General features: G+C 38.5%; 19 protein-coding genes and 1 pseudogene. 6 read left to right on the top strand and 14 right to left on the bottom strand.

From position 1 onward, the window contains the following. Positions 1-24: 24 nt before the first annotated feature. Complete coding sequence (locus tag PSF86_RS00565) at positions 25-789, bottom strand: rhomboid family intramembrane serine protease (protein WP_277898112.1); 765 nt, start codon at positions 787-789, stop codon at positions 25-27. 96 nt (positions 790-885) lie between these two features. Here PSF86_RS00565 and PSF86_RS00560 point away from each other — a divergent pair, with 96 nt between their 5' ends. Beyond that, a complete protein-coding gene (locus PSF86_RS00560; RefSeq protein WP_277898111.1) occupies positions 886-2,163 on the top strand; it encodes a replication-associated recombination protein A in 1,278 nt (425 codons plus the stop codon). Positions 2,164-2,554: 391 nt separating this feature from the next. Here the strand turns inward: PSF86_RS00560 and PSF86_RS00555 are convergent, their stop codons facing one another. From PSF86_RS00555 to PSF86_RS00525, 7 genes and pseudogenes are all read right to left on the bottom strand, one after another. Beyond that, complete coding sequence (locus tag PSF86_RS00555; RefSeq protein ID WP_277898110.1) at positions 2,555-3,634, bottom strand: serine hydrolase domain-containing protein; 1,080 nt, start codon at positions 3,632-3,634, stop codon at positions 2,555-2,557. Positions 3,635-3,907: 273 nt separating this feature from the next. Continuing rightward, complete coding sequence (locus tag PSF86_RS00550) at positions 3,908-4,702, bottom strand: hypothetical protein (RefSeq protein ID WP_277898109.1); 795 nt, start codon at positions 4,700-4,702, stop codon at positions 3,908-3,910. A 12-nt stretch (positions 4,703-4,714) separates the two neighbouring features. Beyond that, positions 4,715-6,139: a DUF5723 family protein gene (locus tag PSF86_RS00545; protein WP_277898108.1), complete on the bottom strand. Its 1,425-nt coding sequence runs from the start codon at positions 6,137-6,139 to the stop codon at positions 4,715-4,717. Further along, on the bottom strand, positions 6,129-6,701 hold the full coding sequence (locus PSF86_RS00540; RefSeq protein WP_277898107.1) for a hypothetical protein: 573 nt from the start codon (positions 6,699-6,701) through the stop codon (positions 6,129-6,131). The genes PSF86_RS00545 and PSF86_RS00540 overlap by 11 nt, the downstream gene beginning before the upstream one ends. 36 nt (positions 6,702-6,737) lie before the next feature. After that, positions 6,738-7,433, bottom strand: coding sequence for a YjjG family noncanonical pyrimidine nucleotidase (locus tag PSF86_RS00535; protein ID WP_277898106.1), 696 nt, complete (start codon positions 7,431-7,433; stop codon positions 6,738-6,740). Then, a complete protein-coding gene (locus PSF86_RS00530) occupies positions 7,430-8,728 on the bottom strand; it encodes a polysaccharide deacetylase family protein (protein ID WP_277898105.1) in 1,299 nt (432 codons plus the stop codon). Before PSF86_RS00530 ends, PSF86_RS00535 begins: the two co-directional genes overlap by 4 nt. A 2-nt stretch (positions 8,729-8,730) precedes the next feature. Then, positions 8,731-8,946 (bottom strand): annotated as a pseudogene (locus PSF86_RS00525) (JAB domain-containing protein); the annotation flags it as partial. A gap of 188 nt (positions 8,947-9,134) precedes the next feature. Here PSF86_RS00525 and PSF86_RS00520 point away from each other — a divergent pair. Beyond that, on the top strand, positions 9,135-9,581 hold the full coding sequence (locus PSF86_RS00520; protein WP_277898104.1) for a DUF1569 domain-containing protein: 447 nt from the start codon (positions 9,135-9,137) through the stop codon (positions 9,579-9,581). Positions 9,582-9,631: 50 nt separating this feature from the next. Here PSF86_RS00520 and PSF86_RS00515 read toward each other — a convergent pair whose 3' ends face one another. The 5 genes from PSF86_RS00515 to hpt form a co-directional block, all read right to left on the bottom strand. Beyond that, the gene (locus PSF86_RS00515; protein WP_277898103.1) at positions 9,632-10,987 is read right to left on the bottom strand and encodes a UDP-N-acetylmuramate--L-alanine ligase; all 1,356 of its coding nucleotides are present in this window, start codon (positions 10,985-10,987) and stop codon (positions 9,632-9,634) included. Positions 10,988-11,089: 102 nt separating this feature from the next. Further along, positions 11,090-11,611: a DUF4136 domain-containing protein gene (locus tag PSF86_RS00510; RefSeq protein ID WP_277898102.1), complete on the bottom strand. Its 522-nt coding sequence runs from the start codon at positions 11,609-11,611 to the stop codon at positions 11,090-11,092. 39 nt (positions 11,612-11,650) lie between these two features. Beyond that, complete coding sequence (gene obgE, locus PSF86_RS00505; RefSeq protein ID WP_277898101.1) at positions 11,651-12,667, bottom strand: GTPase ObgE; 1,017 nt, start codon at positions 12,665-12,667, stop codon at positions 11,651-11,653. Positions 12,668-12,825: 158 nt separating this feature from the next. After that, the gene (locus tag PSF86_RS17765) at positions 12,826-13,398 is read right to left on the bottom strand and encodes an adenylate kinase (protein WP_338424006.1); all 573 of its coding nucleotides are present in this window, start codon (positions 13,396-13,398) and stop codon (positions 12,826-12,828) included. A 2-nt stretch (positions 13,399-13,400) separates the two neighbouring features. Then, a complete protein-coding gene (gene hpt / locus PSF86_RS17760) occupies positions 13,401-13,934 on the bottom strand; it encodes a hypoxanthine phosphoribosyltransferase (protein ID WP_338424005.1) in 534 nt (177 codons plus the stop codon). Positions 13,935-14,255: 321 nt separating this feature from the next. On the opposite strand from hpt, the gene PSF86_RS00495 reads away from it, so the two are divergent. The 4 genes from PSF86_RS00495 (at position 14,256) to PSF86_RS00480 (ending at position 18,650) form a co-directional block, all read left to right on the top strand. Then, positions 14,256-15,413: a 5-(carboxyamino)imidazole ribonucleotide synthase gene (locus tag PSF86_RS00495; protein ID WP_277898100.1), complete on the top strand. Its 1,158-nt coding sequence runs from the start codon at positions 14,256-14,258 to the stop codon at positions 15,411-15,413. 168 nt (positions 15,414-15,581) lie between these two features. After that, positions 15,582-16,067: a 5-(carboxyamino)imidazole ribonucleotide mutase gene (gene purE / locus PSF86_RS00490; protein WP_277898099.1), complete on the top strand. Its 486-nt coding sequence runs from the start codon at positions 15,582-15,584 to the stop codon at positions 16,065-16,067. A 220-nt stretch (positions 16,068-16,287) separates the two neighbouring features. Further along, a complete protein-coding gene (locus PSF86_RS00485; protein WP_277898098.1) occupies positions 16,288-16,542 on the top strand; it encodes a hypothetical protein in 255 nt (84 codons plus the stop codon). A 68-nt stretch (positions 16,543-16,610) separates the two neighbouring features. Next, entirely contained in the window at positions 16,611-18,650 is a 2,040-nt protein-coding gene (locus PSF86_RS00480) for a M3 family metallopeptidase (protein ID WP_277898097.1), read from the top strand. Positions 18,651-18,712: 62 nt separating this feature from the next. On the opposite strand, the gene PSF86_RS00475 is transcribed toward PSF86_RS00480, so the two are convergent. Next, positions 18,713-19,087, bottom strand: a complete 375-nt coding sequence (locus tag PSF86_RS00475) for a rhodanese-like domain-containing protein (RefSeq protein WP_277898096.1) — start codon at positions 19,085-19,087, stop codon at positions 18,713-18,715. Positions 19,088-19,156 lie beyond the last annotated feature (69 nt).

Genomic DNA, 19,156 nt, shown 5'->3' with positions numbered 1-19,156 from the left:
TATTTTTTTGTTTTAAAGGCCTTTCTATTTTGATTCATTGGAATCTTTTTCTTTGCCCTTTTCAATATAATGATAGGTAATCGATATAGAATTGTTATCCTGCCCTAATGCTTCGGCTTCATCTACTGTATTTTCAATAAAATTGCCATCCTGGTCGAAGTGCTTTAAAAAAGGGTCGCTGGCTTCGTCAAAATCTTCGTGCTCCCATTCGTATGTTTCCTTGCGAAGGACTTCGTTTTTGAATATAAATGCTAGTGCCAATCCCACCATAAACCCAGAAAGGTGCCCTTCCCAGGAAATTTCTTCTTTTATGGGAAATATAAACCAGAACATGCTGCCGTATGAAAAAACCGTGACCAGAGACAATGCTATTAGACGTTTGTTTTTGGCTATAATGCCTTTAAAAAATATAAAACTTACCAGCACGTAAATAAGTCCGCTAGCGCCAATATGATGAGAAGGCCTCCCGATGAACCATGTTAGCAGGCCGCTAAAAAGGATGCCCAAGAGAATTACCTTCCAACTTATTTTGTTATAAAAATAAAAAAGTGCGGCACTTAATATCATTAAAGGAAGGGTGTTGCTGTACAAATGACTTACGGAACCATGGATAAATGGGCTAAAAAAAATGCCCCTGAGCCCTTTAAAACTCCGTGGGTATATTCCATAATCGGAAAAATCGAAGCCAAAGTTTAACTCAAACCAATACACACCCCAAATGGCAAGGCCAAAAAAGAGCGGGTATATAAGCATCCATAAAGAAAAGTTTAAACTGTCGTCTTTTTGCATGTCCAATCCCTATCAAAATTAGAACCAGTTTAAATTTACTGATAAATTGTCAGAAATATAGTTGAGCCCTTGTAGTTATAATTGTAATTTTGGATTATGAATGAACCTTTAGCAGAACGTATACGCCCTAAAAGTTTAGAAGAATACATTAGTCAAAAACATTTGGTTGGCGACGACGGCTCTTTAACGTCCCAAATTAAAAAAGGGGCCATTCCTTCATTAATTTTATGGGGCCCTCCCGGCACCGGAAAAACTACATTGGCAAATATTATAGCCCATGAGAGCAAAAGGCCTTTTTATACCTTGAGTGCTATTAACAGCGGCGTAAAAGATATACGGGAAGTTATTGACAAGGCAAAGCAAAGTGGCGGACTTTTTACAGCCAAGAACCCTATTTTGTTTATAGACGAGATTCATAGGTTTAGTAAATCGCAGCAAGACTCGCTTTTGGGCGCCGTTGAAAAAGGTTGGGTAACGCTTATTGGCGCCACTACCGAAAATCCAAGCTTTGAGGTAATTCCCGCCCTGCTCTCCCGTTGCCAGGTTTATATTTTGAACGCCTTTAACAAGGAAGACCTGGAAGCACTTTTGAAGCGGGCAATTGAAGAAGACCGTTTGCTGAAAGAAAAAAGCATTAACTTAAAAGAAACCGAGGCTCTGCTGAGGCTTTCTGGCGGTGACGGAAGAAAACTGCTAAATATTTTTGAGCTGGTTATTAATTCTGAAGATAAAGATGCCATTACCATTACCGATGGCTTGGTAATGAAAAAGGTACAGAAGAATATTGTACGCTATGATAAAACCGGCGAACAACATTACGATATCGTCTCGGCTTTTATTAAGTCTATCAGGGGTAGCGACCCCAATGGTGCCGTGTATTGGCTTGCCCGTATGATAGAGGGTGGCGAAGATGTAAAATTTATTGCCAGAAGGATGCTTATTGCCGCCTCTGAAGATATTGGCAACGCAAATCCCACTGCTCTGGTTATTGCCAACAATACATTTCAAGCGGTTACCACTATTGGTTATCCGGAAGCACGTATTATTTTAAGCCAATGTGCAGTTTATTTGGCCACATCTCCAAAAAGCAACGCTTCTTACGAGGCCATTAACAAGGCCGTAACGGCCGTTAAGCAAACAGGCGACCTTTCTATTCCGCTTCATCTAAGAAATGCACCTACAAAACTTATGAAAGAACTTGGCTATGGCGAAGATTATAAATATGCACATAGTTACAACAATAATTTTGTGGAGCAAGAGTTTCTTCCGCAAAAATTGGAGAACACTACTTTCTACAATCCCGGGAACAACCAACGAGAAAATGCTTTAAGGGATTTTTTAAAGAACCGTTGGAAAAATAAATATGGCTATTAGGCATTATGCTTTGCCCATATGCTTATTGTAGTATGTGCTAATATATACACAACTCCTGTTTACTACTGTAACTTTTACATTGCCCCACTTGCAAATGCCCACGTATTGAGCCAATGTGCCCTCGCCTTTTTTGTTGGTACAAATTTCCTTTTTGGCGCATGCGAGAATGCTAAATGAACATGTAAGAATCCTATTTACCGATCTACTTCTTCTTTTTGTTCATATAACCCTTATTTTACGATTTTTAATTTGAATGATTGTTATGCTGTTTTTATGAAATGTCCTATAGGAAGGCCTTCAGCAGAAAAACTTCCTATAAAACAGTCCATTTCTTGTATTGAAGATTGAGTGGTTGTCGTGTTTAATTTAACGGCTTCCCCTGTATTTAAATTTAATTTTCTGCAACCAGTTGGGCTATTTCCTTTGTAATTTGTGTTGGCGAATTGCAGTTGCAGTTGGTCAACCCGATTACATAAATATCTTGCGCGGGCAAATAAACCCCCATTGACTTGTAGCCGAAAATGGAACCACCATGCTCATAACGCTGCACGTTGTTTTTTGTTTTAATGTGCCAGCCATAGCCATAGTCGATATGCGTTCCATTGTTTAACGTATAATTTGTAAATGCTTTCTTGGTGGTTTGTTTACTGATTAACAAGTTGTCCTTTATAGCCTGATTCCATTTGTACATATCGGTTACGGTAGACATAATGGACCCTGCCGAGTATGGCAAAGAGAAGCTTATGTAGGTATTGTTTATATACTTACCGTCTTTTTTTTGATATCCCGAAGCCCTGTTGTTTATAATTTTTTTATGGCTGGCATAATAGGTGTTTTTTAATTGTAGTTTTTTAAATATATGCTGCTCAATAAAATGGGCATAACTTTCTGCAGAGACTGTTTCTATTATGTAACCCAGTAGAATGTAACCGGAGTTTGAATATTTGTATTGTTGACCCGGTAAAAAGTCCATTGGCTCGTTTTTAAAAAAATTAATGAGTGCTGTTGGCGTCATGTCTTTTTTTGATATTTCATTCAATCCATCAACACTGGTAAAGTCTTTAATTCCAGAAGTATGGGTCAATAAATGATGTATTGTAATTTTATTTCCGTGAGGATAATCTGGGATGAATTTGGTTATGGTGTCTTCTAAATTCAATTTGCCTTCTTCCATGAGCATTAAAATGGCTATGGCCGTAAACTGTTTTGTTATGGAACCGATTTCGAAAACATTATCGGGCTCCATAGGAACGTTTAATTCAAGGTTGGAGAGGCCAAATGCTTTTTTGTATATAATCTTTCCCTTTTTGGCGATAAGGAAGCTGGCCCCGGTTTCATGCGGGCGATACTGTTTTTGCAACAAACTATCTATATTGGACTGTATATTTTGGGCATGGCAAATAGATTGATAATTAAGGAAGAAAATAGAAGTTACTGTTAACAGGCATTTTAAAAAGAATGTGTTTTTCATTTCTTGGTTTTTAATTATTGATTTTGAGGGTTTGACTATGTATTGACCATTTTGGTTACAAAATAGTATATTGATACCATTGGCAGTTGGGTTTGTGCCGGTATGTCAATTTATCCTGCCTGTTCTATATATGCCTGTATGGATAGCTAGTGCGCCTTTCTATATCTTTTTTTGGTAGAAATGAAAAAACCTCAAGACCTATGAAAATCTTGAGGTTTTTTGTTCATTTTTATTTATATGCCCTTTGGGGGCAATTATTTTAATACGGAATGCCTAAAACTTTATTTGCAGTTCCTGCTTTTTTAGCTCGTCGCCTTCGTAATATTCGGCTATCCATTTGCCATCTTTTTGATAAAGGAAACCATTTTTGTCCTGAATGATGTAATAGTTTGGCTGCGTGGTTTTTGTTATTTTAAAAACAACCTTTGGCGTGGTGTCTACCAATTGGTAACCGTTGTTTATAGGTTGCGCGAACAGGGTGTTGCTATTGGTTTCTACTGAAGTGGCCGTTGCCGGTGCCGTGGTTTGTGGTGTTACGTTTGTTGCCTGATTGGCAGCCGTGTTTGCCGTAACCGCCACCGCCGCTGTTGTTGCGGGAACGGTATTGGTTTGCGAGGGAACGTATACTTGGGTGTTCTCTACGGGCTGGTAGTTATAGTTTAGGCCTTTAATGGAAACAAAAGCATTTTCAAGGGCTTCCTGGTATGCGCCTTCATATTCCTTTATTTTACTTTTCCCTTCGTCTGAAGTGTATATAATGGCCCCTTGGCAATTTTCCAAGGTGACGTTCATTTTGGTTGTAAACAGGTTGGAGTTATCCAGTACGTTTGCCTTTAGGCCCAAACAAGGGTTTGCCAATAGGTCGGCCGGTTTTTGGTCGTCATAAATGGCGTTAAAGCCAGCCTTTTCGAACATAAACTTGGTATAGGTATTGACCCTATATTTATTTGCTTCCTTTAAAAAATCGAACTTTTTTGGAACGATAATGTATTTGTAGTTGTTTACATTTTCTTGTGCAAGGATTGAAATTGACATAAAAACCAACCCTAAAAATAATAGCTTCTTCATTTAAAAAAAATTTTAGTTTCTTATTGGGAATATATAGTTAAATCCCAGCTGTATTGATACGTTATTTGCTTTGGCTAAATTATAATATTCCAACAAATTATCGGCCAATAAATAGAAGTTAAAGTTAGCAAAATGCGTTGACAATCCAAGACCGATGTTCTTTTTTGAAAATTTATCGACGGTATAAGTTGCCTTTATACGCAATGCCTGTGCCAACCTCCTGTAGTAAAAGGCGGTAAGGGCTACCTCGGGATGTTTAGGCCTTTTTTCGGCAAACAACTGTAACCCTACCGAATTTATCAAACCATCGAAGCCAGACGCAGTACAATCGCACGCATTCTTTCCCGCGTATCCCCCAAAATTATATATTGCGGCCGCATTTAACTTTACGGGCCTCATGGTGGTGTACGGATCCCGAATAGTATCCCGGGGGAATGCTTCTTCTATCTCGTCTACAAGCTCCTGCCAATTGTTGGAAAGTCCGGTATCGTTAAAAATATCATCAAACGGAAGTTCTATACCCTCAATAGCATCTTGCCCTTTTAAGGTATAACGCTCTACGTCTTTATTATGATATATAAAACCCAAATCTTGAATACTGGCCGTGTAAGTCCATGTTTCGTTTGGGCTGTAAGTAATGCCAAAATCGATGCCCAGCCCCAAGTTTCCGGCAAGAAAAGCCCTAGGCATCATTTTATTAACAATGTCCCGGCCACCATTTACGTCGTCTTCCCGTAAACTGGCATAGCCCGAAGTTTTTACTTCTACATTTGAAACCAAGGCATGCCTGTAAAAGTTATTTTCTCCCTCTGTGGTTATAAACGTACCGCTATTTTTAGTTGAAGTAAAATCTATAATGCTGGAATATATTTTTCCGCGCACCCCGTAGCTAAACCGGTCGCTTACCTTTTTATGGTATCCGGCATGATATACCGTTAACAGCTCTCCTTTTACGTTAAAGTGCGATAAGTTGAAGGCTCTACCTATATTTGGGGCATTTCCTTCGTAAGCTAAAATGGCTAGGTCTTTTGGCCAATAGTTAAAAAAATCTATTTCCTGGTATGCGCCAAAGGTAATGTAACTTTTACCAAAATGCCCCCCTATTTTAAAGCCTATATTTACCACTTCTAATTGCTGGTTAACCCGTTGTACGTCCCCCGCCTTTAATGAATATACCATATTGCTTACCTTGGCGTTAAAATCTACGCCATTATCAGCAAAAAGGTCGTAAACCGACATATTGCTTGAGCCTGCATTTACATATATGCCCGAGAGCACGGGTATGCCAAAATACCCTCTGTTTTGTATAGCGGTGCCGGGATTGACCATTAACGACTGTGGGATTTCGGTAAAATTGTACAGCAATTGTTTGTTTTGAGCATATGTGCATATGCCCGATATAAAAAGGAGGAATGCTATTGCTTGTTTATTTGTCATCTATTGACATAAAAAAGGTTCCTGCGGATTTAAGGTCGAGCACGCCTTCTGAATCGGGCTGCAAATTTGGGGTGCCACTATCGAGGGACAATACCACTTCCAGGCTTTCCATGTTTTTTATTGTTTGGATGTCGGCCTCGTTGTAAGTTACAATAGAAGTTACCTTTATGGGGATTCCCGAAGACGCTTCAATAGAAATAGGAATGCTGTCTATGGGCACATTGGCCTCGTTGTATAAAATTATATTTGCTGAAAAAGAACGCTCTATGGTGTTGGTAAACTCAAAAGTAAAAGTGGCTTTTTGCAGGTTATCGTCAAAGAAAGGCTCGGAGAACAGTTCTATTTTAGTTGAATCTTTCACGGTATAGCCTGTTGTATTATCCGGTATTTCGCCAATTAACGAAGCGGGGAGGTCGAAATAAACCAAGCTTACCTCCATAACGGGCTCTAACCTGAAGTCTTCGGCCTGGCTAAAATCTACATCTTTTACGCAAGAACACCAAAGCATACTGCATAGCAACAACAATAAGTAAGGCCTATATTTTTTAGTTGGTATTGGCATGTAAATAAAACGGTTTAAAAAACAAAGTATTGTTTATTAAAGATAGTTTTTTATTTGCCTTAACGTGTTAATTTTATGGGTATTAATGTTTATATTTTTATGTAAGGGCGTATAGAAAAGCGTGTGCATGCCAACGTTTTTTGCACCAAGGATGTCTGCCTCGTAACTATCGCCTATCATAATGGCTTTTTCTGGCTTTACCTTGGCCTGATTCAATGCCATTTTAAAAATGATGGGGTTTGGTTTTTTAACGCCTGCAGTCTCGGAATTCATTATTACCTGAAAATAATGGTCTATCTTGGAGTTTTTAAGTTTTCCCTGCTGAACTTCGGCAAAACCATTGGTAATGATATGAAGTTTATAATTGGGGAACAGGTATTCCAGTATTTCTATGGAATCGTTAAATAAATGATTGTACGTAGAGAGGTATTTTATATATTCATCTGATAGTTTTAGTATCATTTCATCAGAAACAACCATATCCAGGGCGTCAAAAGTTGTTTTAAGGCGCTGGTACCGCAAATCCTCTTTTGTTATTTTGTCCTGCTGGTACAATTCCCATAGCCTAAAATTATTGGGAACATAAACCTCTAGAAATTCGGTTAGGTCAATTGCTACATTATTGCTGGTAAAAATTTTTTCGTAGGTAAGTTGGGAGTTTTTTTCAAAATCCCATAGCGTATGGTCCAAGTCAAAAAAAACATCGGTAATACCTTCACCCTTCCATTTCATTTTTCGTTATTGCTTTTTATGTAATTAATGTATAAATCCTGCCACGAACTCCGCTCGTGCATATTTAAAATTTCGTTGGAGAACACAATATTGAACTCTCCGTTTACAGCACGAACCCTTTGCGAAATTTCGGCAATTTTTTCCTGAGCCTTCCTCACACTTCTGTATTTGTACAATGCAGTATACTGAATACAAAAAGAATTGATTTTAATGGGTATCTGTTCTTCAAAGCTTATATCGTAAAAATAAAACGGAGTACAAGTTCCCGCCCTAAAACCAACCTCTTTGGTATATCCCATGGTATAGTCTTCATTAAAGCCCGCATCTACCAATAAACGGTATGTGTCGGGTATATTGAGCCTGTTAAAGCGTTGCCGCGCCCTTTTTACCGGCCGGTTTATAAAGTCTATAAGCCTTCTACGTTCTTTTTTAAGTTCGGCAATGTCGTTGAACGAGTTATAAGAAGCCATTAACGACACGATGCTATAATCGGCCACCGATTTAACCAAGGACCGAAAGGTGGGGTTGATTACCGAAATATTTTTATCGTACGTTGAATAATTGGCCATTAAAAAGAAGAAAATAGCCGAGACCTTGTGCCTTTTATGAAATGCCGTAAGCCTATCGAAAAAGTCCAAAGGGTCTTTTCTAAAACCCAACAATACCAGATAACGGTCTAATACCCTCCCCAGTTTTAGGGAAGTTAAATCTATAAGTGTTCCCCCTAGGGTCCTGATGAAGCCCTTTTTTTTGTAGGCAAAAGCCGAGGCTATGTCCATTATGGACGTTTGCTGGTAGGTACGTTTCGGGAATTCTATTTCGGGAAACCGTTCCTGCAAGGCTTTTTTTAATTTCAGTACCCAAATATCCACAACGGGAAATTCTAAAAACCTGTTTTGGTACGCAAGGCTCTCGCTTGCCGGAAAGCGGCCATGCTCGTCTTTTACATGCGGCAGATATTCTTCGTACCTGCTCAACAAATAAAAACTAGCAGCAAAAATATCAAAAGGCAATGCACATTTTTCCGTAGTTGGAAAAAAGCATGGCACCCCGTTCCAGTCCTGAACATTAATTTCCACATCTGAAATTCCCTGCTCGAACAACAGCTCATGGCTTTTAACAAAAAACTCGCTCTGTAAAGGTTGTTTGGTATATGTTATTTTAGGGCCCTTATGGGCTATAAAATCTTCCACCTTGGTAGTTATACTTATATCTATGAGAAGCATTTTTGTAAAAATATGCCTCATGATATAGGTTAATCTCGGTGTAACTTTATACGTATAAACTAATAGCATTTTTAAAAAAGTCCTTCGTCTGCAAAGCTAAAGTAAGATTTTTCGGTTACAATAAGGTGGTCTAACAGCTTTATATCCATTCCTTCGGCTGCATTTTTTATTTTTTTTGTTATCTCTTTATCGGCCGCACTTGCTATCAAGGTCCCTGATGGGTGGTTATGCGCCAAGATCATGGCGGTGGCATTAAGCTCCAGTGCCTGCTTTAAGCCCAGCCTAACAGAATGGACACAAGCTCTGCATCGGACAATGCTGCTTTGCCTTTTATAAGAAGTTTTTCTCAGGGACGGCTGTCTGTATTCCAGTTTTTAATCGAAAAGTACAGGGGATTTTCTTTCATTTTATAAATGATCCTAAATTCTACAAAAAGTTGTATCTTTCATAAAAAACAAACCACCCTATACCCAATATGAAGTCTATATTTTCTGAAGAAGTGTATCACGAAACCCTTTCCCGTATTAAACAGCTTACGACAACTTCCAAAGCAGAATGGGGCTCTATGGATGTTTCTCAAATGCTGCACCATTGCCAAAAACCTATGGAAGTTGCCATGGGAAAGCTGGCCGTTAAAACAAATTTCTTTTTTAAATGGGCGTCCAGACTGTTCAAGCCCATGCTTTATAACGACAAACCGTGGAAGCACGGCCTGCCGACCGTAAAAGAATTCATTGTAGAAAACCCTAAAAACTTTGAACAGGAAAAAGAGAAATTAATTGGCCTGATAGCCGAATACCATCAACTAAAAACAAAAAATGAATTGCCGCCCCACCCCGTTTTCGGGAAGTTCACCAAACAACAATGGGGACAAATGCAGTACAAGCATTTAGATCATCATTTAAGACAGTTTGGGGTTTGATTGTTGCTTTTTAAGAATCGATGACCTTCAATTAAACTTTTTAAAGAGTTCTAATCGATCAGTTTTTTTACCGCTTCCAAATCAAGGCCTCCGTAATTACCGCTGCTCATTAAAAGTAAGGCCTTATTGCCCATATTCAAGTTAAAAATAAAGTCCTTGAACGCATCTGGATTGGTATACACGATCAACCCTTCTTTTTCAAAAGCTTCTTTTATTTGGTCGGTAGTTACCTCATCGAGCTTCTTTATTTTTACCGCTTCGGGCGAATAAAAAACCACGGCTGTATCGGCATTGTTCAACGTATTTTTGTATTGCTTTAAAAAAGTGGCATTTAAGCTACTGTAGGTATGCAGCTCTAAACAAGCCACTACTTTTTTATCGGGATATTGTTCCCTTACAGCTGTAAGCGTAGCCTTGACCTTGCTTGGCGCATGCGCAAAATCTTTGTAAATAACACTTTTTGAGTTTTCAGCCAGTTTATCCAACCGCTTGGAAGCGCCTTTAAAACTTGCTATGGCCTCGTAAAAATCGTCTTCGTCAACGCCCATATGCTGGCAAATCCATTTAGCGCCGGCGAGATTATTCAGGTTATGCCTCCCAAAAACTTCAATGGGCATTTCTCCTTCGGGGGTTTCAAGATAGGTTATGCCATCTTCAACAGTAAATTCGGGCGCAGAATAGGGTATTTTACGTATTTGGTTTTTAGAAGCTTCTACAACTTTCACCACTTCTTCGTCTTCGCTATTGTAGGTAATGCTTCCGCCTTCAACAATGGAATCGACAAAAACCTGAAACTGCTCCACATAATTTTCGAAGGTTGGAAATACATTGATATGATCCCAAGCAATACCGCTTAACAAGGCAATATTGGGTTTATATAGATGAAATTTGGGTCGCCTGTCAATGGGGGAAGACAAATACTCATCGCCTTCCAAAACAATAAAATCGTTTTCTTCGGTAAGTTTTACCATGGTTTCAAAGCCTTCAAGCTGTGCTCCCACCATATAATCCACATCCTTGTCATGATAATGAAGTACGTGGAGAATCATGGAAGTTATGGTTGTTTTACCATGGCTCCCTCCTATAACCACGCGCGTTTTGTATTTACTTTGCTCAAAAATAAATTCGGGGTACGAATAAATTTTTAAGTCCAGTTCTTGCGCTTTTATCAATTCGGGATTGTCAGGCTTGGCGTGCATTCCCAAAATAACTGCATCCAAATCTGCGGTGATTTTTTTGGGAAACCAACCAAACTCATCCGGGCATAAACCTTTGGCCTCCAAACGGGATTTGGAAGGTTCGTAAATTATATCGTCGCTGCCGGTTATGGTATATCCTTTTTGTTGTAATGCCAATGCCAAATTGTGCATGGCACTTCCGCCTATGGCGATGAAATGTATCTTCAATGTTTGTATTTCTGTAATTGATAATCGAGCGTAAAGATAGTAAATAGGCAATCTTAGTCAAACTGGGAACCCCTAAAATCTATTCATGGAATTATTTTGCAGTTATTCCGGCGGATATTTAGAAAAAACCTTTTCTACAACTTCTCTAAGCTTTACCTCGCGCATTGCGGGGGTCATGGCCTCAGATATAGTTCCTTCGCTTACTGCCTGCCAAATAAGTTCATCGTTATCTACATCAACCAAATCGAAGACAATTTGGCGGTATTGGTCTTGTTGCCCAATGGGCACACCAACAGATACCCCACCGCCTATATTTCTGTTACTACCGCCAATGCCGATACCTACCGAACTATTTACGGGCTTAGGTCTGTTTGAACTTTCAATATTGATATATAAATCTGGCGAAGCTGAGTTTTCATAACCACGGGCCTGCATAACACTATCAATACTGCGAAACAACCTTTTTTCGTCCAGCTGACTTAGCCCGCTTTGCATTTTTGGGTAAAAACCATATGTTTTGAATTGCGAAAAATTGGCTTTTTTATCATAATCATAGGTCACTTTAACCCCTGAACATGAGGAAATTAAAAAGCATATACATATGGATGAAAATAGAGTTCTCATAACTTATCTTTTACTAAAAATACGTAAAAAATGGGCTACTTAGACTTTTTCCTCTCCTTTATTTAGCATTTCCCAGAGTTTGTCTTTTAATGGTTGGATACCTTGTTGGGCTATTGAAGATATAAACAGGTATTCTACATTTGTAAATTGTTGGTCGAGCTCCTGTTTCATTTCTTTTTTCAATTCTTCGTCAAGCATATCTGCCTTTGAAATGGCCACCAAACGCTCTTTATCCAATAATTCGGGATTGTATTTTTGGAGTTCGTTTAACAATACCTCGTATTCTTTGTAAATATCTTTTGTATCGGCGGGAATTAAAAAAAGTAAGGTTGAATTACGTTCAATATGGCGTAAAAAATAGTGCCCGAGCCCTTTTCCTTCTGATGCTCCTTCAATAATCCCGGGAATATCGGCCATGACAAAAGTACGGTAATCGCGGTATTCCACAATGCCTAAATTGGGTTTTAAAGTAGTAAATTCGTAATCGGCAATTTTTGGTTTTGCCGAAGTTATTACCGATAAAAGCGTGGATTTTCCTGCATTGGGAAACCCAACCAGGCCAACATCTGCTAAAAGTTTTAGCTCTAATAAAAGTTCGGTTTCTTCACCTGGAAGCCCCGGTTGCGCATAACGCGGGGTTTGATTGGTAGACGACTTAAAATGCCAGTTCCCCAATCCGCCTTTGCCCCCTGTTGCAACTATTTTTTCTTCTCCGTCTTCGGTAATTTCAAAAAATACTTCGTCGGTCTCCGGGTTCTTTACTTGTGTCCCTAAAGGTACTTCTATAAACACATCTTGCCCGTCTGCACCTGTACTTGTTTGTTTGCCGCCATGCTCGCCATGACCGGCTTGAAAGTGTTTTTTAAATTTAAAATGGTACAAAGTCCAAAGGTTTTTATTCCCTTTCACGATAATATGACCGCCACGGCCTCCATCGCCACCATCGGGACCACCTTTGGCAACATACTTCTCTCTACGCAGGTGTGCAGAACCCTGTCCTCCTTTTCCAGATGCTACTTTTATTTTTACGTAATCTGTAAAATTTCCTTCTGTCATTTAAATATGTTTTTTTAATATAAAAACGCGCCTTAAAAGTTTTTGAAGAACTTAGTGTCAGTCTGAGCTTGTCGAAGACTTTGTTGTATTTATAGGTTAAATATACTTCGACAGGCTCAGTATGACAGTAGAATTTATATCATTAAGAGCGTTTTATTTTAAAGAGCCTCTATAACCCTACTTAATCTTCCTGTAATTTCTTCAATGCTGCCAATTCCGTTTACGCTATGGAATTTGTCCTGTTCTTTGTAATAATGCATTAAAGGAGCCGTTTTTTGGTTGTATTCCTCAAAACGGTTTCTTATTTTATTTTCGTCCTGATCGTCACTGCGCCCGCTTACTTTGCCTCTTTCCAACAAACGCTGAATCAAAACCTCATCATCGGCCTCCAAGGCAATGGTAGCATGTATCTTCATTCCTTTTTCTTCCATCAATCTGTCTAGTGCTTTTGCTTGTGCATTGGTGCGGGGGAATCCATCAAAAATAAATCCGCTTGCATCCGGGTTTTTCTCAACTTCATCTTTCAACATATTTATGGTCACCTCGTCGGGCACTAAATCGCCTTTATCGATATACGATTTTGCCAGCGTCCCCAATTCGGTCCCATTTTTAATATTGTAACGAAATACATCGCCGGTGGATATGTGTTTTAAATTGTATTTTTCTTTTAAAAAGTTAGCCTGTGTACCTTTCCCTGCACCCGGTTTCCCGAACAGCACTAAATTGATCATATTTACTCTTCTTTTATTTGATATACTTCTGGTAAGTTTCTTCCTAATTCGTCATAATCAAGCCCGTACCCCACAATAAATTTGTTGGGGATTTCTATGCCTACGTAATCTATGTTGTATTCCCCCGAATAGACATCGGGTTTGTAAAACATGGAAGCTATTTTAAATTTTTTTACGTTGATGTTGGAGAACATGGAGACCAGTTCTTTTACCGTTTTTCCCGTATCTATTATATCTTCAAGAATTACTACGCTACGCCCTTCTACATTGTCTGGCACGTCCAATAGTGTTTTTACAATTCCTGTTGAGGATATTCCATGATATGAGCTCAATTTTACAAAACTGAGTTCGCAGTCCTGATCGTATTTTTTTATAAAATCTGAAGCAAACATGAACGCGCCATTAAGGACACAAATAAAAATGGGCGTCTCATTTTTAAAGTCGGCTTTTACCTTTTCTACCATTTGCTCAATGGCAGCATTTATTTCTTCGGCAGAAATAAAAGGCTCAAAATATGTGTCGTAAAGCTTAATCAAGTTTCTTAAAATTATAAAGTTGCAAAGATACTATTTAGATTTTTGTTTTTCCTTTAAATTTAATCGATTTCAACTATTTGTCAATTATTTTCACATCAAAAAAGTTATTTTTTAAGCAATACTTACAAAAAAAGTCGGTTTTGTGCTATTTCTCCTACCTAAACAGCTTGCTTTTTAAGCTTGTTTTTCCATAATCCCCTCATACAGATAGCGCAGTATTATCGCTCCTATTTCATTTTAAACTGTATTTTTGCAAAAGTTTGTGCTTGGTGTTTAAAAACCAAAAACTCATAACCTTATTCAAACATATAAACTCGTATAATGAACTATTTTTCTTCTGATTTTAAATTGGGAATTTTAGGCGGTGGCCAACTTGGTAAAATGCTGCTATACGAAACTCGCAAATTTGATATTTACACGCTAGTGCTCGACCCAAGCAATGAAGCCCCCTGCAAAATTGCCTGCAACGAATTTTTTCAAGGCGATTTGATGGATTTCGACACTGTTTACCAATTTGGTAAAAAAACAGATGTACTGACCATTGAAATTGAAAACGTAAATATTGATGCCTTGGAACAATTGGAAAAAGAAGGGAAAACAGTATATCCATCGGCTAAAACGCTTAAAACCATACAAAACAAGGCCAAACAAAAACTGTTTTATGTAGACAACAACATCCCTACAGCAGACTTTACACGTTTTGCCTATCCAGACGAGATGCTTACGGCGATTAAAAACGAATCGCTTTCCTTCCCATTTGTATGGAAAAGTGCCCGCTTTGGGTACGACGGACAAGGCGTAAAGGTTATTAAAACATATTCTGATCTGGAAGGGCTGCCGAAAGCAGAATGTATTGCCGAAAAAATGATACCGTTTAAAAACGAACTGGCGGTAATTGTTTCGAGGGACCCAAAAGGAAACGTAAAAACGTATCCGGTAGTAGAAATGGAATTTCATCCGGAAGCCAACCAAGTGGAATATGTTATTTGTCCGGCACGTATTGATGAAAACGTAGCCAAAAAAGCACAATTAGTGGCTTTAAAAGTTTCGCAGGCATACCAACATATTGGTTTATTGGCCGTGGAAATGTTCCAGACACAAAACGACGAAATTTTGGTAAACGAAGTGGCCCCGCGCCCGCACAATAGTGGCCATTACAGTATTGAAGCCAGTTATACCAATCAGTTCGAGCAGCATATCCGGGCTATTTTGGGACTTCCATTGGGAGCTACCGAAAGCAAGGTTGCCGGTATTATGGTAAACCTTGTTGGTGCCGAAGATTACACAGGTCCCGTTGTTTATAAAAATATCGAGAAAATCATGGATATGGAAGGCGTTACCCCGCATATATACGGAAAACGGGAAACTCGCCCGTTTAGAAAAATGGGGCACGTTACCATTGTAAACCCCAATGTAAATGAAGCCAGAAAAACAGCCGAGCTTGTTAAGAAAAGCATTAAAGTAATTGCAGAAAATTAGATTGTTAGCCTTGGAATTTTATGTAAGGCATTGTTGGTTTAATAGTATCGATAAGTTTATTTGATAAAATCATTCCACAAGCTTATAAAAATAAAAATTTCCCGCTTAGGGCTTCCATCTTCCGGCTTCTTCGTACCTTTACCGTTTTAAAACCTTCAACATAAAAGTATGGCCAAAGTAGCAGTAATTATGGGGAGCACAAGTGACCTCCCGGTTATGCAGGACGCAATAGACGTTTTAAAAGAATTAGGAGTTGAGACCGTGGTAGACATAGTTTCTGCACACCGAACCCCCGAAAAAATGTATGATTTTGGTAAAAATGCCCACCTAAAAGGAATTTCGGTTATCATTGCAGGCGCTGGTGGTGCTGCACACCTTCCGGGAATGGTTGCTTCATTGTCTCCATTACCCGTTATCGGGGTTCCGGTAAAAAGCAGTAATTCTATAGACGGATGGGATTCTGTACTTTCTATCCTTCAGATGCCCAGCGGTGTTCCGGTGGCAACGGTAGCTTTGAACGGTGCCAAAAATGCAGGAATTTTAGCGGCACAAATTATTGGGAGCTCCAATAAGGAAATTCAGGCAACTATTGTTTCTTATAAAGAATTCCTTAAAGATAAAGTTATTAAGGGTGCACAGGAAATAAAAAAATAGGCCCCGGGGATAGAGCCTATTTTTTTCTGCCAATCCTTTTTACTTCAGGTTAACGCATTACACAGCTATAATTTGAATAAGTAGGTTTGATGTGTATTTTAAATGTCTATTTTTCTATTGTTGTATTATGCTAACATTTACGACATTCCCGTCCTTGGAGGTTTTATATTTACTGCTGAATTGCCAAATAATCGATAACAGGCACAAAATGAACGTTTAAATGAGCGATTTTGATGCAAAAACACATTGGGAAGACATCTATAAAACTAAAAAGCCTGACCAAGTAAGCTGGTTTCAAGATGTTCCAAAAACATATACTGCATTGCTATACGGCAATAAAATGAGGCATCATTACAAGCAATTTTTATTAAAAATTTCAAAAAAATCAATATCGGTTACCATAACCATACCACCCCCTTCAATACAATGCAAAACCTTATTTTTTGCAACTTCAAGAAATGTTAATCAATTTTAAAATAGAAACCACATTCTACATAAAGTTTATTACTTTGTACTTCAGAAAAAGAAATAAAAAAATAACTTATGGCAAATTTGCTTAACAATACGTTTACAACCCCCTATAAAACAGCTCCTTTTTCAGCAATAAAAAATGAAGATTTTCTTCCGGCTATTAAAAAGGAAATTCAAAAAACCAAAGAAGAAATAAACGCAATAACTACCAATAGCGAAGCCCCAACTTTTAAAAATACGATTGAGGCATTAGAATTTTCGGGCGAACAACTGGACAGGATTACTTCTATTTTTTACAATTTAAACAGTGCCGAAACCAATAAGGAAATTCAAAAGCTCGCACAGGAAATCTCTCCGCTTTTATCTGAATTCGGTAACGATATACGCCTCAACGAAACGCTTTTTAAAAGAGTAAAATCTGTTTGGGAACAAAAAGAAAAATTAAATCTCAACAAAGAGCAGCAAATGCTCTTGGAAAAAACCTATAAAAGTTTCTCCAGAAACGGTGCAAATCTAGCCAACGATAAAAAGGACATTTTAAGGGACATTGACAAACAACTTTCTACGCTGAGCCTTAAATTTGGAGAAAATGTGTTGGCCGAAACCAATAATTTCGAGCTTCATATTACAGAAGAAAACCAATTAAAAGGGCTTCCTGAAAGTGCGTTGGAGGCCGCTGCCGGAGAAGCCAAAGAACGAAATAAAGACGGGTGGGTCTTTACCTTGGACTACCCAAGCTATATCCCGCTTATGACCCATGCCGAAAATCGTGAGCTCCGCAAAAAAATGTCGCTTGCCTTTGGGAGCAAGTCTTTTCAAAGCAACAAATACGACAATCGGGAAATCATCAAGCAAATTGTTCGCCTTCGTCAACAACGCGCCGAGTTGTTAGGCTACAAAACACATGCGCATTTTATTTTGGAAGAACGCATGGCAAAAACTCCGGAAAAAGTAAACCTCTTTCTGGAAGAATTGTTGGCCAAAGCCAAACCGGCCGCCAAACGGGAATATACTCAACTTGAAAATTTTGCAAAGGAATTGGGCAGTATAGATAAACTTGAAAAATGGGACGGTGCTTTTTATACCGAAAAATTAAAACAAAAACTTTTTAACCTGGATGATGAAAAACTAAAGCCCTACTTTAAACTCGAAAACGTTATCAACGGGGTTTTTACGGTTGCAGAAAGGTTGTACGGACTTACATTTGAAGAAACTGCCGAAATAGACAAATACCATAAAGACGTAAAAACATACAAAGTACTAGACGAAAACAAAGAACTTGTTTCAATTCTGTATGCCGATTTCCATCCGCGTGGCGGAAAAAGAAACGGTGCCTGGATGACCGTTTACAAGCGACAGTATAAATTAAACGGGGAAAACTCAAGGCCACATATTTCCATTGTATGCAATTTTACCAAACCAACCGAGTCCAAACCTTCATTATTAACTTTCAATGAAGTAACTACCTTATTTCACGAATTTGGCCATGCGCTCCATGGTATGCTTGCCAACACCACATATCCGAGTTTAAGCGGAACCAGTGTGTATTGGGATTTTGTAGAACTTCCAAGTCAAGTACTGGAAAACTGGTGCTATGAAAAAGATGCCTTGGAAATTTTTGCAAAACATTACCAAACCGAAGAGATTATCCCAATGGAATATGTAGAGAAAATTAAAGAATCGGCTACTTTTATGGAAGGGATGCAAACCCTGAGGCAGTTAAGCTTTGGCATGCTCGACATGAGCTGGCACGGCACAGACCCTAGTAACATTGAAAATGTAAAAAAACATGAAGATGCTGTTTTTGAAGCTACCCGATTGTACCCGGAAACTCCCGAAACCTGTATGAGCACAGCCTTTTCTCATATTTTTCAGGGCGGTTACTCGGCGGGATATTACAGCTATAAATGGGCCGAGGTTCTCGACGCCGATGCCTTTGAATATTTTAAGGAAAAAGGAATTTTTAGTAAGGAAGTTGCTACCAAATTCAAAAACAATGTGCTTTCCCAAGGGGGTATAGAAGACCCCATGGAGCTTTACAAACGCTTTAGAGGCAAAGAACCTCAACCAGATGCTTTGTTAAGAAGGGCCGGACTTATTGAAAAGAAATAATTAAAAAAAACAGACCGCTTTGCCGATAAATAGTTTTCTTATCGGCAAAGTGTATTTCTATTTTATTCCTTGACAAATTGTTTTCCCGCGTTTACCCAAGCATCAAAACCACCATCTAGGTTATGAATGTTTTTAAAGCCCAGGGCTGCTAATTTTTCAGAGGCTTTAGCGCTTCTGCCACCAGCTTTACAATAAAGGTATATATTGGCATTTTTATCTAATCTACTCACCTTTTCAACAAAATCATCACTTTTCACATTTATATTGATTGCATCTTTAATATATCCTTCCTGATACTCTTTCGGGGTCCTCACGTCCAAAAGCATGTCGTTTTCAGACAATTCGTTTTTAAATTCAGTAATATCTTCGTCCTGTACTTGAGAAAAGGTAAATTGTGTAGCCATCAGCAGAAAAACTATAAATATACTTTTGTTCATGCGCTTATTTTTTAAAGTAAGTAATCATTTTCTTTTAAGCCAGTATTTTCTTAAAATGTAAAGTTACAA

Source organism: Galbibacter pacificus, assembly GCF_029603165.1.
Lineage (GTDB): Bacteria > Bacteroidota > Bacteroidia > Flavobacteriales > Flavobacteriaceae > Galbibacter > Galbibacter pacificus.
The sequence above is the reverse complement of the archived record's forward strand: the minus strand, read 5'-3'. Positions and strand labels throughout refer to the sequence as shown.

What these genes read in the sequence shown, in the direction of transcription:
- PSF86_RS00565 (WP_277898112.1), bottom strand. Translation starts at nt 789, where the DNA reads ATGCAAAAAGACGACAGTTTAAACTTTTCTTTATGGATGCTTATATAC.
- PSF86_RS00560 (WP_277898111.1), top strand. Translation starts at nt 886, where the DNA reads ATGAATGAACCTTTAGCAGAACGTATACGCCCTAAAAGTTTAGAAGAA.
- PSF86_RS00555 (WP_277898110.1), bottom strand. Translation starts at nt 3,634, where the DNA reads ATGAAAAACACATTCTTTTTAAAATGCCTGTTAACAGTAACTTCTATT.
- PSF86_RS00550 (WP_277898109.1), bottom strand. Translation starts at nt 4,702, where the DNA reads ATGAAGAAGCTATTATTTTTAGGGTTGGTTTTTATGTCAATTTCAATC.
- PSF86_RS00545 (WP_277898108.1), bottom strand. Translation starts at nt 6,139, where the DNA reads ATGACAAATAAACAAGCAATAGCATTCCTCCTTTTTATATCGGGCATA.
- PSF86_RS00540 (WP_277898107.1), bottom strand. Translation starts at nt 6,701, where the DNA reads ATGCCAATACCAACTAAAAAATATAGGCCTTACTTATTGTTGTTGCTA.
- PSF86_RS00535 (WP_277898106.1), bottom strand. Translation starts at nt 7,433, where the DNA reads ATGAAATGGAAGGGTGAAGGTATTACCGATGTTTTTTTTGACTTGGAC.
- PSF86_RS00530 (WP_277898105.1), bottom strand. Translation starts at nt 8,728, where the DNA reads ATGCTATTAGTTTATACGTATAAAGTTACACCGAGATTAACCTATATC.
- PSF86_RS00520 (WP_277898104.1), top strand. Translation starts at nt 9,135, where the DNA reads ATGAAGTCTATATTTTCTGAAGAAGTGTATCACGAAACCCTTTCCCGT.
- PSF86_RS00510 (WP_277898102.1), bottom strand. Translation starts at nt 11,611, where the DNA reads ATGAGAACTCTATTTTCATCCATATGTATATGCTTTTTAATTTCCTCA.
- obgE (WP_277898101.1), bottom strand. Translation starts at nt 12,667, where the DNA reads ATGACAGAAGGAAATTTTACAGATTACGTAAAAATAAAAGTAGCATCT.
- PSF86_RS17765 (WP_338424006.1), bottom strand. Translation starts at nt 13,398, where the DNA reads ATGATCAATTTAGTGCTGTTCGGGAAACCGGGTGCAGGGAAAGGTACA.
- PSF86_RS00495 (WP_277898100.1), top strand. Translation starts at nt 14,256, where the DNA reads ATGAACTATTTTTCTTCTGATTTTAAATTGGGAATTTTAGGCGGTGGC.
- purE (WP_277898099.1), top strand. Translation starts at nt 15,582, where the DNA reads ATGGCCAAAGTAGCAGTAATTATGGGGAGCACAAGTGACCTCCCGGTT.
- PSF86_RS00485 (WP_277898098.1), top strand. Translation starts at nt 16,288, where the DNA reads ATGAGCGATTTTGATGCAAAAACACATTGGGAAGACATCTATAAAACT.
- PSF86_RS00480 (WP_277898097.1), top strand. Translation starts at nt 16,611, where the DNA reads ATGGCAAATTTGCTTAACAATACGTTTACAACCCCCTATAAAACAGCT.
- PSF86_RS00475 (WP_277898096.1), bottom strand. Translation starts at nt 19,087, where the DNA reads ATGAACAAAAGTATATTTATAGTTTTTCTGCTGATGGCTACACAATTT.